We start from the raw sequence: 16083 nt of genomic DNA, 5'->3' as shown, positions 1-16083 counted from the left end.
CCGCCGAGCCCGCGAGAGAAACCTGCGGGCTCGGCGGAGCAACGCCTACTTCACGTCGAGAATCGTCAGCAGCGCTCGGAGTTCCGAGATCTGCTCCGTCGCCTCCGGCGGCAGGTCCGAGATCGCCGCCTCCGCCGCGGTTCGTGCCTCGGCGGGGCGCTCCAGCTCGAACAGCAGCCGGGCTTGCAGCGCGGTCGCGATCGCGGCCTCGGTGGTCGCACCGAGTGCCTGGAGCAGTTCCGCGGCCGCCCGGGGCAGTGCCTCCTCCGGCTGTTCGGCGGCAGCCAGCAACCGGCCGCCGTTCAAGGCGACCATCGCTCGTTCCCAGACGACCGGCGGCTCGTTGCCTTCGAGCGCCGCGGCGCTTGTCTCCGCTTCGGCCAGCGCGGCGAGTGCCCGGTCCGGTTGCCGCGCCCATCGCCACGACACCGCTGCCTGGCGGAGGTTCCGCACGGCGTCGACCGGGATTTCGCTCTCCCTGAAGTACTCCGCCGCGCGCAGGTAGGACTCGGCGGCGGCACTGTCGCGATCGAGTTCGTCGAGGACGTCGCCGATGGTCTCGGCCGCCTGTCCGGCTGCGGGCTGGTGCCCCGCGGCGACGAAGTGGTCGAGCACCTGTTCCAGCAGGGCCAGCGCCGGATCCCGTTGACCGAGCGTGCGGTGCGCCCCGGCGAGCAGGTAGCGCGCTCTGGCCAGTTCGTCCTCGTCGCCGCCTCGTTCCAGGACCTCGATCGCCGCCTCGGCCGCGTCGGCGGCAGTCCCAGCGTCCCCGGCGCGTTCGGCAGCGGCGGCCAGGCGGAGCTGGGCGAGCGCGGTCCCGGTCCGGTCCCCGGCCTCGGTCAGATCAGCGACCTCGCCGCGGTAGTGGCCTACGGCTTCTTCCAGCAGCTGCAGGTCGGACGCGACCATGCCGAGGGTGTGCCGCACCTGGGCGCGCAGGCCGGCTGCAGCGGCGGATTCGGCGGGCCGCAAGAGGGCGTAAGCCGCCTCGAGTTCGCCGGTCGCGGCGGCCATTCGTCCGGCCATCAGACGCGCCCACGCCTCCTGGTCGGCTAAACCGGCTTCGGCGAACAGTTCCGTCGCGCGTTCGGCCAGTTCTCGCGCTTCGGGCAGGCGACCGCTGCGCGCGGTGAGTTCGGCACGCAGCAGCGAGAGCCGGGCGGTCAGATCGGCGGGCAGCTCCGTGGCTGCGGCTTCGGCGCGGGCGAGAACATCGAACGCGGCGTCGAGGTCGTCGGTCTCGGAAAGCCCCACGGACCACCGCATCAGGGCGCGGACGTGCTGCTCCCGGTCGCCGAGCCCGGCGAGCGCCTCGGCGGCGTCGGCGAGGTCGGCAAGGCCGGGTTCGCCCAGTTGGCAGCGGGCGAGTCCGGCCTTGCTCGCGGCGGTGTGCCGGGCGATCTCGTCGCCTTCGGCCGCGAACAATTCGGCGGCACGCAGCCAATCGCGCGCAGCGGCTTCGAGGTCCGCCGCCGCGGAAGCGGACCCGGACAGCCGCCGGGCCAGCAGCGACCCGGTGGGCTCCGGGCACAGTTCGTCGAACTTCGCCCAGACGGCCTCGGCGGCCGCGTCCTCGCTGCGCCGGGAGTGCTTTTCGGCCAGGTCCGCCAGCTCTTCCGGAGTGTCCGGAAAGGACGGTGCGGCGGGCGTCCGCGCCGGGGCCGGGCGCGGGGCGGTCCCGGAGAGCGGGAGGTGGTCCACGATCGGCTCGGCGGAGAGGAGACCGCGGATCAGGTCGCTCTGCTCGCTCGTCCCGTTCCGGGCGTCGAAGCGGGCCGCGATGCCCAGCGCCCGTTCGGAAAGCTCGTCGTGCAGTGCCTGGACGGAAATCTCGCCGCCGGTCCGCCGCACGGTCGCGTCGGCGTGGCCGGATTCGGCGACCAGCCGCAGATTCAGCGCCGCGGACGCGCAGAACTCCATTTCGACGTACGGGGAAGGCGCGTCGCCGAGCCAGCCGAGATGCCGCTCGAGGATTTCCAGCCCGCGCACGTGGTTGCCGGTGCGCGCGCAGAACCGGAGATGGCAGGGGACGAGGTCCAGGTCCAGCCGGTTGTGCCGGATCGTGCGGTACACCTGCCGGTGCGCTCGCGCCGCCTCGTCGAGCCGTCCGGTGCGGACGAACGGAAGCAGCAGCGACGAGAGAATCCCGTTCGGCTGCTCGCTGCAGGTGAACCTGCCGCCGAGCACCGGTTCGGCGACCGCGACGGCCTCCTCGAACCGGCCGTAGCGGCTCAGGTGCGAGATCTTGGCGGACGGTTCGCAGCCGGCGCAGTCCGACATCTCGCCGCGCGGCGCCGCGTTCCAGAGCCGGTACTGCTCGACGGCCGTTTCGTGGTCGCCGACGTGCCGCGCCACGATTTGCCGGTGCTGGTGCACCGGGTTCATCGAGTACCCGGCCGCCCGGTACCGGCGCTCCATGTCGTCGAGCACGGCGTAGGTGCGATCCAGCGGTACCTCGGGGAAGTCGGCCAGCGACGTGACGACGGATTTGAACGACCAGAAGAGGATGTAGTCCCACCTCTCGTCGCCGTTGCCCTTGTCGTGCTCGGCGAGGCACCAGGCGAACGGCACGAACGCCTTCGCCGGCTCGCCGCCGTGCGTGTACGCGCGGAGCAGCGAGAGCCGGGCGGCGTACTGCAGGTCCGGCATGCCCTCGGCGTCGGCGGTCCGGACCAGGCTCTCCACCGCGGCGGTCTGACCTTTGCCGAAGGGCAGGTCCCGGGCCGACGACAGCCGGTCCCACAGCTCTTGTCCGGTCGGCGCGGTCATCAGTTCTCCCGGTTCGGGACGGCGTGGTCGAGAAGGCTGAGGAAGGCCCGGTTCAGCAGCGCGGAGTCGGCGGGCCGGATCGGGTGCCTGCCGAGCAGCAGCGCCTGTCCGTAGAGGGATTCGACGGCCAGCGAGGTCAATTCCTCGTTCTCGAGCCGGGAAATCCGCCGCACCAGCGGGTTGCGGTAGTTGAGCACGAGCTGCGGGCGTTCCCGTTCCGGCTTCTCGAAGGCCGAGAGCACCCCGGCCCACAGCTCGTCCACGGCTTCCTTGGTCGCGCGCAATTCGCCGGCGAAAGCGGCGGCGCGGTCGACGAGATAGAGCACCGGAAGCGAGGCGGGCTCGAACTCGCGCAGCACCACCTCGCAGCCGAGCCGGTCGACGCAGCGTTGCGCGGCCGCCGCGAACGGCCGGACTGCCAGCGCGGTCTCCGGGTCGAGATCGTCGAAGGCCGTGGCGAGTTCGCTCGGGTCGAGCCGCTCGACGCGCACGTCCGGTTCGAGCGCGCGGACGCGTTCGACGAGTTCGCTGTCGTAGGTGTAGCCGCCGTTGATCACCGGCAGGTTCTGCGCGGCCGCGACGCCGGCGAGCTGGTCGAATTCGTCGGCGGTCGCGCAGTAGCGGAGCACGCCGTAGCGCGCGCGGAACTCGGCGAGCGTCATCCGGCCGACGTTCGTTTCCAGCGGCCACCACTCGTCGACCAGCCGCAGCATGGCGTCGTCGTGCAGCGCGAGCGCCTTCACGCCGAGGTGGTGGATCTTCAGGAACTGGTTCAGCCGCTGCGGATGGGTGTTCGAGAGCCCGACGAGCCAGCCGCGCAGCTGTTCGCCGAGCGCTTCGCGGGTCGCGGCGAGCTGGTCGTCGTCGTAGAGCGCTTCGCGGCTCGCAGTGGGCCGCAGTTCGCCGGTGTCCACGACGCAGCGGGCGAAGAACGCCCAGTCCGGCAGCAGCCCGGGCGCGTTCTCCGCGAGCAGCATCCGCTTGAGGTACACGCGATGCCCGGCGTGCTCGGCCGGGTTCGCCGGGAACGGCAGCACGTAGGCGACGCCGGTGAGCCCGGCCTCGGGCACGTCGAGGTCGACGATGTCGAACGGGGTGAAGCCGAGGACCTCCTGCGCGTAGCCGACGAGGTCCGCGGAGCGGTGCCCGGCGGACCGTTCGTCGGCCTGCCACGGGACGCCGGCGCCGCTGATCGCCTTGCCGTTGACGGTGATTTCGAACGGCAGCATCGAGCCGTACAGCGTGGCGAGGTCGGCGACCGTCTCCGGCACGAACCATTGCTCGGCGCCGCGGCGCGCGGTGAGCGTGACGGTGGTGCCGATCGCGTCCCGTTCGCCGGGTCCGACGGCGTAGGTGCCGTCCGCGCGGCCGGTCCAGGAGACGGCGGGACTGCCGGTCGCGGAGCGGGTGACGACGCGGGTCTCGTCGGCGACCAGGAACGCCGACAGCAGCCCGATCCCGAACTGGCCGAGGAAATCCCGGCGGCCGTAGCCGAGTTCGTCCCGTTTGGAGCTGCGGCCGATCGTCGCGAGCAGTTCGTGCACCTGCGCCTCGGACAGGCCGATCCCGGTGTCGGTGATCCGCAGCGTCCCGCCGTCGACGTCGATCGCGATGCCGACGGGCGCCGAATCGTCGGCCGCCCGGCGCGCGGTCACCGCGTCCACGGCGTTCTGGAGCAGTTCCCGCACGTACACGCGCGGACTGGAATAGAGGTGCTGGCTCAGCAGGTCGACGACCCCGCGAAGATCCACCTGAAAACTACGGTTCACCCGTGCTCGACTCCTGTGCTGTGGCCGGAAGGGAGATCTGCCCGGCACATCCGCCGCGCACGCCCGGTCGTTACCGTATCGGCGGAACCCGGTGCCGGACATCGATTTCCGCGTCTTGGCCCGGGTGAAGACGCGAGCACGGCCGGGGCAGGGCGAAAGCGAGTTGCGGCGACGGGTTAACCTGGTGACAGCAAGGCGTCGATCCGGCCATCACCGGGGAGCCTCCGGAAGAACCGGGCGCGAGCCCGCAGTAGAACCGGACGGGTGCGGCCCGTGACAGCCGTGCGAACGAGTGGCCCGGGAGCAGCGTGCCGGGCAAGCGGGGTGGTACCGCGTGACGCGCGAGCGTCTCGTCCCCGTGTGGGCGGCCGCCGGTCGCCCGTACGAGCGACGAACGCAAGGAGCACCCGGATGTACCCCCAGGCTTCGCCGGGCGGAGAGACCACGGTCCCGTCCCAGCCGTCGTTCCCCGCGCTGGAGGAGAGCGTCCTCGCGTACTGGGAGAGCGACCGGACCTTCCAGGCGACCATCGACGCCCGTCCCGAGGGCACCAACGGCGACAACGAGTACGTCTTCTACGACGGCCCGCCCTTCGCCAACGGCCTCCCGCACTACGGGCACCTGCTCACCGGGTACGTGAAGGACATCGTCCCGCGCTACCAGACGATGAAGGGCAAGCACGTCGAGCGGCGGTTCGGCTGGGACACCCACGGCCTGCCCGCCGAACTCGAGGCGATGCGGCAGCTCGGGATCACCGAGACGACCGAGATCGAAGAGATGGGCATCGCGAAGTTCAACGAGGCTTCGCGCGAGTCCGTGCTGCGCTACACCGACGAATGGCGCGAGTACGTCACCCGCCAGGCCCGCTGGGTCGACTTCGACAACGACTACAAAACGCTCGACGTCACCTACATGGAATCGGTGCTCTGGGCGTTCAAACGGTTGTGGGACAAGGGACTCGTCTACGAGGGCTACCGCGTCCTGCCCTACTGCTGGCGCGACGCGACGCCGCTGTCCAACCACGAGCTTGGCATGGACGCCGACGTCTACCGCAACCGCCAGGACCCGGCCGTCACGGTCGGATTCCGCCTGGAGGGCAACGACAACGAGCTCGACGGCACGTACCTGCTGATCTGGACCACGACGCCGTGGACGCTGCCGTCCAACCTCGCCACCGCCGTGCATCCCGAGGTGCAGTACGTCGTGGTGGAGAACGACGGCAAGCGCTTCCTGCTCGCGGAGGCCCGTGTCGCCGCGTATGCGCGTGAACTCGGCGAGGAGCCGGCCGTCGTCGCGCACTACACCGGCGAGCAGCTGCTCGGATCCCGTTATGCGCCGCCGTTCCCGTACTTCGTCGGCACGGAGAACGCGCACCGCGTGCTGTCGGCGGACTACGTCACCACCGACGACGGCACCGGCGTCGTGCACATCGCGCCCGCCTACGGCGCCGAGGACAAGGTGGTCACCGACGCGGCCGGGATCGCCCCGGTGACGCCGGTGGACGACCACGGCAAGTTCGACGAGACCGTTCCGGACTACGCCGGGCAGCTGGTGTTCGACGCGAACCCGAACATCGTGCGGGACCTCAAGAACGGCACCGGCGGCGCGGAGCGCCAGGGCGCGGTGCTGCTGCGCCACGAGACCTACGACCACTCGTACCCGCACTGCTGGCGCTGCCGGAACCCGCTGATCTACCGCGCGGTCTCGTCGTGGTTCGTCGCGGTGACGCAGTTCAAGGACCGGATGGTCGAGCTGAACCAGCAGATCACCTGGTACCCGGAGAACGTCAAGGACGGCCAGTTCGGCAAGTGGCTGGAGAACGCCATCGACTGGTCGATCTCCCGCAACCGCTACTTCGGCACGCCGATCCCGGTGTGGCGCTCGGACGACCCGGCCTATCCGCGGATCGACGTCTACGGCTCGCTCGACGAGCTGGAGGCCGACTTCGGCGTGCGGCTGGACAACCTGCACCGGCCCTACATCGACGAGCTGACCCGGCCGAACCCGGACGACCCGACCGGGAAGTCCACCATGCGCCGCGTGCCGGACGTGCTCGACGTGTGGTTCGACTCCGGCTCGATGCCCTATGCCCAGGTGCACTACCCGTTCGAGAACGCCGACTGGTTCGAGCACCACTACCCGAGCGACTTCATCGTCGAGTACATCGGGCAGACCCGCGGCTGGTTCTACCTGCTGCACGTGCTCGCGACCGCGCTGTTCGACCGGCCGGCGTTCCGCACCTGCGTGTCGCACGGCATCGTGCTCGGCTCCGACGGCCAGAAGATGTCGAAGTCGCTGCGGAACTACCCGGACGTCAACGAGGTCTTCGACCGCGACGGGTCCGACGCCATGCGGTGGTACCTCATGGCGAGCCCGATCCTGCGCGGCGGCAACCTCGTCGTCACCGACCGGGGGATCCGCGACGCGGTCCGTCAGGCCGTGCTGCCGCTGTGGAACTCGTACTACTTCCTTGCGCTGTATGCGAATGCCGAAGGCAAGCAGGGGCAGTGGCGCACGGATTCCACGCACTTGCTCGACCGGTACGTGCTCGCGAAGACGCACGAACTCGTCACCGACGTCGAGTCCGCGATGGACGGCTACGACATCGCGGGCGCGTGCCAGACCGTGCGGGACTTCCTGGAAGTGCTCACGAACTGGTACGTCCGCCGCTCGCGCGACCGCTTCTGGGCGGGCGAGCAGGACGCGATCGACACGCTGCACACCGTGCTGGAGGTGACCTGCCGGGTCATCGCCCCGCTGCTGCCGCTCACCACGGAAACGGTGTGGCGCGGGCTGACCGGCGGCCGTTCGGTGCACCTGACCGACTGGCCGAACGCGCTCGACCTGCCCGCCGACGCCGCGCTGGTGACCGCGATGGACAAGGTGCGGCAGGTGGCGTCGTCGGCGCTGGCGCTGCGCAAGGCGAACAAGCTGCGGGTGCGGCTGCCGCTGGCGAAGCTCGTCGTCGCGGCCGAGGACGTCGAACCGCTGCGCGGGTTCACCGAGATCCTGCGGGACGAGGTGAACGTGAAGTCGGTGGAGCTGACCGCCGATGTCGCCGCGCACGGCACGTTCGAGGTCGCGGTGAACGCGCGGGCGGCCGGGCCTCGGCTGGGCAAGGCCGTGCAGCAGGTGATCAAGGCGGTCAAGGCGGGCGACTGGACGACGAACGCGTCCGGCGCGGTCGTGGCGGCGGGCGTCGAACTGGTCGAGGGCGAGTACGACCGGCGCCTGGTGGCGGCCGGCGGCGGCGCGGCGGCCGAACTGCCCGGCGGGGCCGGTCTGGTCGTGCTGGACACCGAGGTCACCGCGGAACTGGCGGCCGAGGGCCTGGCGCGCGACCTGGTCCGCGTCGTGCAGCAGGCCCGCCGTGAGGCCGGTCTCGACGTCGGAGACCGGATCTCGCTGACCGTCGACGCCGTCGGCGAGGTGGCGGACGCGGTGCGCAAGCACGAGGAGTTCGTGGCGTCCGAAACGCTCGCGACGTCGGTGTCCTACGGCGAGGTGGCCGAGGGCTTCGACGGCACGGTCGGCGAGGGCGTGAAGGTCCGCGTGGCGGTCGCGAAGGCGTGAGGCACCGCGGTCTTGCTCCGGGAGCCGGAGCAAGACCGCGGTTTCAGCAAAATTCTTGGCGGAAACCGCAAAGCCGCCCGCACCATGGGCGGATGAGCGATGAGTTCGACGCCGTGCTGGCCGCGGTCGGGCCCAGGCTGCGCGAGCTGCGCCGCCGCAGCGGGACCACGCTCACCGCGTTGTCGGAGACCACCGGCATCGCGGTGAGCACGTTGTCGCGGCTGGAATCCGGGCAGCGCAAACCCGGCCTGGAACTGCTGCTCCCGCTGGCCAAGGCCTATCAGCTGCCGCTCGACGAACTTGTCGGCGCCCCGCCCAGCGGCGACCCCCGCGTGCATCCCCGGCCGTTCAGCCGCAACGGCATGACCGTCCTGCCGTTGACCCGCAAACCCGGCGGATTGCACGTGTACAAGCAGATTCTCCCGGCCGGACTGACCGGCCGGCTCGACCCGGATCCGCGTTCGCACGAGGGGTACCACTGGCTGTACGTCCTCAGCGGGCGGATGCGGATGATCCTCGGCGACCGGGATTTCGTGCTCAAGGCCGGGGAAGTCGCCGAATTCGACACGCATCTGCCGCATTGGTTCGGGAACGCCGACGAGCACGCGGTGGAATTCCTCAGCATCCTCGGTCCGCAGGGCGAACGCTTCCATCTCAAGGCGCGTTACCGGCCCAGCCGGTCTTCGGCCTGACGGACGACCGAGCTGCGCCGCGCCGGGAAGCGTCTGCTAGGGATTTCCCATGACTTCAGAAGCCGCCGCCGAAGCCGCTCCCGAGGGGCTGGCCGCCGGCTTGCGCCAGCGGCACCTCGCCATGCTCGCGATGGGCGGCGTGATCGGTTCGGGATTGTTCGTCAGCTCCGGCGTCGGGATCAAGCTCGCCGGGCCCGGCATCGTGCTGTCGTTCGTGCTCGCGGGCACGCTGGCGATGCTGGTCATGCGCATGATGGCGGAAATGGCCGCCGCGATCCCGGCCAGCGGGTCGTTTTCCGTGCACGCCGAGCGCGCGTTCGGGTCGTGGGCCGGGTTCGCCATCGGCTGGCTGTACTGGGCCGCGCTGGTCGTCGTGCTCGCCGTCGAGGCCACCGCGGCCGCCATCATCGTCAACGGCTGGCTGCCCGGCATTCCGCAGTGGGCGCTGGTCCTGATCTTCATGGCCGTGCTGACCGCGGTCAACTTCACGGCGGTGTCCCGATTCGGCGAGCTCGAGTTCTGGCTGGCGCTGATCAAGGTCGTGGCGGTCGTGGCCTTCCTGGTCCTCGGGGTGCTCGCCTTCCTCGGCGTGCTCCCGGGAACGTCCTTCGTCGGCGCCGGCAATCTCCTCGGCCACGGCGGTCTGCTGCCCAACGGATGGCAAGGCGTCGGCACCGGTCTGCTCGCCGTCGTCTTCACCTTCGGCGGCCTGGAAGTGGTGACCATCGCCGCCGCGGAGTCCGACGATCCCGCGCACGCCGTCGGCAGGGCGGTCCGCAACGCGGTCGTGCGGATTTCGGTGTTCTACGTCGGTTCCATGCTGGTCATCGTCTCGCTCCTGCCGTGGACGAGCGTCCAGGCCGGGCAGAGCCCGTTCGCCGCGGTGCTCGAACGCATCGGGATCCCGGCGACCGGGCAGATCATGAACGTCGTCATCCTGTTCGCCCTGCTGTCCACGCTGAACACCAACATGTACGGCGCGGCGCGCATGGTGTACTCGCTGGCCCGACGCGGACACGCTCCTCGCGCACTGACCAAAGTGGACCGAAACGGTGTGCCCGTCTTCGCGGTCGCGGCTTCGGTGTTGTTCGGCTTCGTGGCCGTGGCGCTCAACGCGCTCTGGCCGGACACCGTCTTCCAGTACCTGCTCAACGCGGTCGGCTCGGTGCTGCTGATCGTGTGGATCCTGGTCGCCTGCACCCAGTTGCGAGTGCGGCGGCAGCTGGAACGCACCGCGCCGGAGAGCCTGACCGTGCGGATGTGGGGCTTCCCGTATCTGACCTGGGCGACGCTGGCCGCGATGGTCGCGATCCTGGCGGTGTTGCTCGCCGACCACGACGCCAGGATCCAGCTGATCAGCTCGGGCGTGCTGGTCGCGGTCCTGGTCGTGGCCGGGATCTGCTGGCAGCGCGCCCGCCGGAAGGCCGACCAAACTGTATAACGACCTATACAGCGCGGCATTGATCACGAATTTGTCGCGTTCCCCGAGGTAACACCCGGTTCTGTTCCGCGATGGGCAAGCTGAGCCAGGGACGCGGGCGGACCGCGTGGGGCGAGGGGGATGCGACGGTGAGTCCTGCCGGGAAGAAGGGCGTGCTGATCGGGGGCGCGCTGGCCGTGGTCGCGATCGTGGTGGCAGCGGTCGTGCTGCTCGGCGGCGGGGGACCGACGGCGGCCTCGCCGGGTTCGGAGCCGGCGTCGACCGCCGCGGAGCCGAACGACCCGAGCTCGGCAGCCCGCGAGTACCTGCTCGCCTTCGCCACGAAGGACGCTGACACGGCCAGCAAGGCCACCGACGCTCCGACGGACGCCTCTTCCGCGCTTCAGGACGCGTGGGCGATGCTTCGGCCCACGCAGCTGACCGCCAAGCTCGGCGACGTCGGCGCGGCGCAGGGCGACAAGGCCACGGCGGCCTACACCATCACCTGGAACCTCGGCCCTGGCCGCACCTGGACGTACACCGGCAACCTCGGCCTCGTCCAGGCGCAGGGCAAGTGGCGTGTCCACTGGGCGCCGACGGTCCTGCACCCCAAGCTGGAAGCCGGGCAGCGGCTGGCGCTCGCGTCCTCGGACGTGCCGGCGGTGGTCGACCGCGACGGCAAACCGCTCGTCGTGTCCGGCAGCGGCGGGCTGAAACTGGCTGACGACAAGGCGTTCCCGCTGCTCCGTTCGGCGCTCACCGGGCACGGGCAGGCGTCCGAAGCCTTCGCGGTCGAGCGCGTGGACGCTTCGGGCAAGAGCCTGGAGGCGTTGTTCGGAAATCCCGAAGGCGACCACAAACCGGCCGCCACCGGGCTCAGCGTCGCGACGCAGAACGCAGCTCAGGCGGCGGTCGACGGATATCACGGCAAGGCGGTCCTGGTCGCGATCCAGCCGTCTTCCGGCGATCTGCTCGCCGTGGCGCAGAATGCCAGCGTCACCAACGCGGCGTCGGCGTTCAGCGGCCAGTACGCACCGGGTTCGACGTTCAAGATCGTCACCGCGACCGCGGCGCTGGAAGCCGGGCTGGTCACGCCGGATTCCTCGGTGCCGTGCCCGCTGACCGACCGGATCGGCACCCGCACGCTCTCCAACGAGGGATTCGACCTCGGCACGACCACCGTGCACAAGGCGTTCGCGAAGTCCTGCAACACCACGTTCGCCCGGCTCGCGTCGCAGCTGCCCGCCGACGGACTCGCGAAGGCGGCCACCCAGTTCGGCCTCAACGCCGACTTCGGGATCGGCGGCCTGTCCACCGAGCTGGGCCGCGTCGACCCGGCGGCGAATGCGGACGAGCAGGTCGAGGACGGCATCGGCCAGGGAAAGGTGCAGGTCAGCCCGATGGGAGCGGCGGTGATGGCGGCGACCGCGGCGTCCGGGCACGCGGTCGTGCCGCGGCTGTGGGCGGACGGCACCAAGGTCAACACCGGCTACAATCCGCCGCCGTCGTCGGTGCTGTCGGCGTTGCGGCCGATGATGCGCGAGGTCGTCACCGGCGGCACGGCGACCGGGCTGTCGCACTCCGGTTCGGTGTTCGGCAAGACCGGCACCGCGCAGTTCGGCGACGGCGCGGAGGCGCACGGCTGGTTCGTCGGCTACCGCGGCGACCTGGCGTTCGCGGTCTTCCTGGAGGGGGCCAACGACTCCAAACCGGCCGTCTCGCTCGGCGCGAAGTTCCTCGACGCGCTGTAGTTCGGCCGCGGCCGAAGTGTCCCCGCTCTACCGTTGAGGCATGGAAACCGTCGCACTGGCCGAGGTCGCCGCTGTTCTCGCCGACCCGAGCCGCGCGACCATGTGCCTCGCGCTGCTCGACGGCCGCGCCTGGACGGTCGGCGAACTGGCCGCCGCCGCGCGGATCGCGGTTTCGACGGCCAGCGAGCACGTGACGCGATTGGCCGAGGCCGGGTTCGTGGCCCGGGTGAAGCAGGGGCGGCACGCGTACGTGCGGCTTGCGAATCCGCGGGTTGCGGAGTTGATCGAGCATTTGGCGCAGCATGCCGAACTGAAACGGCCGTCCGGGCTGCGGACTTCGTTGCGGGTACAGCGATTGTCCTTCGCGCGCAGTTGTTACGACCATCTGGCCGGGACGCTCGGGGTCGCGTTGCGGGACGGGATGGTCGATCGGGGACTGATCGACGTGTCGGACGGGCTCGCGCTCACCGACGCCGGACGCGAGGTGCTGGCCGATCTCGGCGTGGCGGTGCCGGATCGGCCGCGGCGGCCGCTGCTGCGCGACTGTCTGGATTGGACAGAGCGGCGCGAGCACCTCGCCGGCGCGGTCCCGGCGGCGGTGCTGGAGCGGGCGGTCGAGGCGGGATGGCTGACACGGGACCAGCAGCGCGCGGTCCGGGTTCTGCCGGGCGCGAGGGGGCCGTTCGCCGCGCTCGGTGTCGATCTCGCGACGGTGAGTGCCGCCGAGGCGTCGTAACACACCTGGGTGGTCCCCCGCACCGGTGGTGCGCGGTCGGGAACCGGACACTGCCTCACTATTCTGGACGCCTGCGGGCGACCGGGAGGGAGGCGGGCGAATGGACGAGCTTCCCATGGTGCTGGGCGTCGGCGCGCTGGTTCTGGTCGTCTCGGTCGTCGCGGTGCGGGTGTCCATCCGGCTCGGATTCCCGTCGCTGCTGCTGTATCTCGGGATCGGCGTCGTGCTCGGGGAAGCCGGGTTCGGCATCCGCTTCGACAATCCGGCGCTCACCCAGTCGCTCGGCCTCGCCGCGCTTGTCCTGATCCTCACCGAAGGCGGGCTCACCACGCGCTGGTCCGCGGTGAAACCCTCGCTGGGGCCCGGAATCCTGCTGTCCACAGTGGCCGTGGTGATCAGCATCGCGGTCACCGGCGCGGCATTGCACTGGCTGCTCGGCCTCGACTGGCGCCTCTCCCTGCTGTGGGGCGCGGTTCTCGCGTCCACCGACGCCGCGGCGGTGTTTTCCGTGCTGCGCACGGCCGGGGTCGGGAAACGGCTCGTCGGCGCGCTGGAACTGGAATCCGGCATCAACGACGCGCCTGCCTACATCGCGGTCGTCGTGCTCGCGTCCGGCGAAGCGGTCGATTGGTCACTGCCGCTGCTGGTGGTCTACGAACTGCTCACCGGTCTCGTGCTCGGCCTCGCGTTCGGCTGGCTGGGCGCGCAGGCGTTGCGCCGGGCGGCGCTCCCGGCGACCGGTCTGTACCCGCTCGCCACGGTGGCGGTGTGCGTGCTCGCGTACTCCTCGGGACAACTCGCGCACGCGTCCGGCCTGCTCGCCACCTACGTCGCTGGCCTGGTACTCGGGAACTCCAAGCTGCCGCACCGGTCGGACACCCTGTCGTTCGCCGAAGGGCTCGGCTGGCTCGCGCAGATCGGCCTGTTCGTGTTGCTCGGCCTGTTCGCGTCGCCGACCCGGCTGCTCGAAACGCTGATTCCGGGTCTGGTCGCGGGCGCCGTGGTCCTGCTGCTCGCCCGGCCGCTGTCGGTGGTCCTGTCGTTGCTGCCGTTCCGTTTGCCGTGGCGGGATCAGGTGTTCCTGTCCTGGGCGGGGCTCCGGGGCGCGGTGCCGATCGTGCTCGCGATGATCCCGCTGTCCGAGGGCGTGCCCGGCGCGCAACGGCTCGTGGACGCGGTTTTCGTGCTCGTCATCGTGCTCACCGTGCTGCAGGGCGCGACGCTCAGTCCGCTCGCGCGGATCCTCGGGCTGGCGAAGGCGACGCAGGCGCAGGAGATCGAGGTCGACGCCGCACCGCTCGACGAGCTTGGCGCGGAACTGCTGCAGGTGCGCATCCAGAAGGGGTCGAAGCTGCACGGCGTGTACCTGTCGGAGCTGCGCCTGCCCGCCGGGGCGACGGTCAGTCTCGTGGTCCGCGGCGGCACTGCCTTCACCCCGCAGAAAACCAGCCGGTTGCAGGTCGAAGACCAGCTTCTGGTGGTCACGACCGCCGCCGACCGCGACGCGACCGAACAGCGCATCCGGGCCGTCGACCGGGCCGGTCGTCTTGCTCGCTGGCACGGGGAATCCGGGGCCTGACCCCTCTGTCCTTTGTGGACACCCGTGTGACCGCTGTCTCAGATCACGGGACGGGGCTGGTTTCGCTCCCCGGTTTTCCGCTATCGTCGGTTTCAGGTCATGAGTGCCAGCGCGAAGCCCCGGCTTGCTGGCCGGCAACCCTCCTACCGCGGTGGGGTGCCCCGGGTGAGGACCAGGCCGGTCGCGCAGCGCGACGGGCAAGCGCGGGCCCCTCGCCGGGGGTCCCCCGGAACGCCGAGGAGGCGCCGTCATGACTCTCGCACTCGACCGGTCCACGGAAACTGTTGCCGCTGTTCCCACTGTTGCCGGTGCGGCGCTGCGGGTGCCGCTGGTGACGGGCGGCGACATCGGTTACGCGAATCTCGATCACGCGGCCAGCGCGCCGTGCCTGGACGCGGTGCGGTCGGCGGTGGACGAGTTTCTTCCCTGGTATGCCAGCGTGCATCGTGGTGCTGGGTTTGCGTCGCAGGTTTCTACTCGGTTGTACGAGCGGACCCGGGGTGTGCTGCGCCGGTTCGTGGATGCTCGCAGCGGTGACTCGGTGATCTTCACGCGCAACACGACTGATGCGTTCAATCTGCTGGCGAAAGCGTTGCCGCGTAAGACTTCTGTGGTTGTTTTCGACAGTGAGCACCATGCCGCGCTGTTGCCGTGGCGGGGGCCGAACGTTCGGCGGGTGCAGTTGCCGCGGACTCGGCTTGCCGCGGTGTCCGTTGTGGACGAAGCGCTGGCGGAATGTCCGCAGGGGCCTCGGTTGGTGGTGGTCGCTGGGGCGTCGAATGTGACTGGCGAGTTGTTGCCGGTGGCGGAGATTGCTGCGGTGGCTCGGAAGCACGGGGCCCGGGTGGCGTTGGACGCGGCTCAGCTCGCGCCGCATCGGCGGATTTCGTTGCGGGAGTTGGATGTCGACTACGTGGCGGTTTCCGGGCACAAGTTGTATGCGCCGTTTGGGGCTGGGGCGTTGGTCGGGCGCAGCGACTGGTTGCGGGCGGCTGAGCCGTATCTCGCCGGTGGTGGGGCGACCAAGCTGGTGACCGAGGAAGCCGTGGTGTGGAACAGCGGTGAGGAGCGGCACGAGGCTGGGTCGCCGAATACCGTTGGGGTGTATGCGCTCGGGGTGGCCTGCGAGCAGTTGGCGGCTCGGTGGGAGGCCGTGGAGGCGCATGAGGCTGCGTTGCTGGAGCGGTTGCGTAAGGGGCTCGAGGGCTTGCCTGGATTTGCTGAGCTGCGGTTCTTTGACGCGCCGGTGGATCGGGTCGGCACGGTGAGTTTTGTGGTCGACGGGTTCGAGCCGGGGTGGTTGGCGGCGGTGCTGTCGGCTGAGTACGGGATCGGGGTGCGGGACGGGGCGTTCTGTGCGCATGTCGCGGCTCGGCGGTTGATTCGGGAGGCCGGGGGCGAGGGGCAGCAGGCGGTTCGGGTGAGCCTGGGGCTGGGGAGTACCGAGGAGCACGTGGATCGGCTGGTGCTGGCGTTGCGGCAGATCGTGGCTCGGGGGGCTCGGTGGGAGTACGCCAAGGTTGACGGGCGGTGGGGGCCGGTGGGGGATACGCGGGAGTTGCCGGGGTTTTGTGGGTGAGTGTGCGGGGGTAGGGCGCCGGTTTTGGTTGGTGGCTCGGCAGGACTGGGTTTGATGGCGCCGGCTTCGCCGTCGCGTGCGGGATCGCTTTAAGCCGACGTTTCGGGCCGAGGAGTGGGGGGGGTCCCTGGTGGGGTCCAGTGATTTTTTCTGGGGTTCGGGGGGATCATTCGGTTTTGACAGATGAGTGGCTTCAGTCTCTTGTTTGATCCCCT

General features: G+C 70.3%; 9 protein-coding genes and 1 riboswitch. Of the genes, 7 read left to right on the top strand and 2 right to left on the bottom strand.

What is annotated here, in order from left to right; all coding sequences use genetic code 11:
- Positions 1-45: 45 nt before the first annotated feature.
- Together ACZ7OI_RS18940 and ACZ7OI_RS18935 are read right to left on the bottom strand one after the other, a co-directional pair.
- Complete coding sequence (locus tag ACZ7OI_RS18940) at positions 46-2769, bottom strand: hypothetical protein (protein ID WP_470265500.1); 2724 nt, start codon at positions 2767-2769, stop codon at positions 46-48.
- Positions 2769-4538: an HSP90 family protein gene (locus ACZ7OI_RS18935; RefSeq protein ID WP_470265499.1), complete on the bottom strand. Its 1770-nt coding sequence runs from the start codon at positions 4536-4538 to the stop codon at positions 2769-2771. The genes ACZ7OI_RS18940 and ACZ7OI_RS18935 overlap by 1 nt, the downstream gene beginning before the upstream one ends.
- Before the next feature lie 411 nt (positions 4539-4949).
- Here ACZ7OI_RS18935 and ileS point away from each other — a divergent pair, with 411 nt between their 5' ends.
- From ileS to ACZ7OI_RS18900, 7 genes are all read left to right on the top strand, one after another.
- On the top strand, positions 4950-8111 hold the full coding sequence (gene ileS, locus ACZ7OI_RS18930; protein WP_470265498.1) for an isoleucine--tRNA ligase: 3162 nt from the start codon (positions 4950-4952) through the stop codon (positions 8109-8111).
- 92 nt (positions 8112-8203) lie between these two features.
- A complete protein-coding gene (locus ACZ7OI_RS18925; protein WP_470265497.1) occupies positions 8204-8803 on the top strand; it encodes a helix-turn-helix domain-containing protein in 600 nt (199 codons plus the stop codon).
- A gap of 49 nt (positions 8804-8852) precedes the next feature.
- Complete coding sequence (locus tag ACZ7OI_RS18920) at positions 8853-10244, top strand: amino acid permease (protein WP_470265496.1); 1392 nt, start codon at positions 8853-8855, stop codon at positions 10242-10244.
- A gap of 71 nt (positions 10245-10315) precedes the next feature.
- Entirely contained in the window at positions 10316-11974 is a 1659-nt protein-coding gene (locus tag ACZ7OI_RS18915; protein WP_470265495.1) for a penicillin-binding transpeptidase domain-containing protein, read from the top strand.
- A 40-nt stretch (positions 11975-12014) separates the two neighbouring features.
- Positions 12015-12710 carry an ArsR/SmtB family transcription factor gene (locus ACZ7OI_RS18910; protein ID WP_470265494.1) on the top strand — a complete coding sequence of 232 codons (696 nt, stop codon included), beginning with the start codon at positions 12015-12017 and terminating at the stop codon, positions 12708-12710.
- A gap of 100 nt (positions 12711-12810) precedes the next feature.
- Positions 12811-14289 carry a potassium/proton antiporter gene (locus ACZ7OI_RS18905; RefSeq protein WP_470265493.1) on the top strand — a complete coding sequence of 493 codons (1479 nt, stop codon included), beginning with the start codon at positions 12811-12813 and terminating at the stop codon, positions 14287-14289.
- A 95-nt stretch (positions 14290-14384) separates the two neighbouring features.
- A riboswitch (SAM riboswitch) is annotated at positions 14385-14499 on the top strand.
- A gap of 40 nt (positions 14500-14539) precedes the next feature.
- Positions 14540-15868, top strand: coding sequence for an aminotransferase class V-fold PLP-dependent enzyme (locus ACZ7OI_RS18900; protein ID WP_470265492.1), 1329 nt, complete (start codon positions 14540-14542; stop codon positions 15866-15868).
- Positions 15869-16083 lie beyond the last annotated feature (215 nt).

The sequence above is a fragment of the Amycolatopsis sp. NPDC114503 genome (assembly GCF_055633655.1).
The sequence above is the reverse complement of the archived record's forward strand: the minus strand, read 5'-3'. Positions and strand labels throughout refer to the sequence as shown.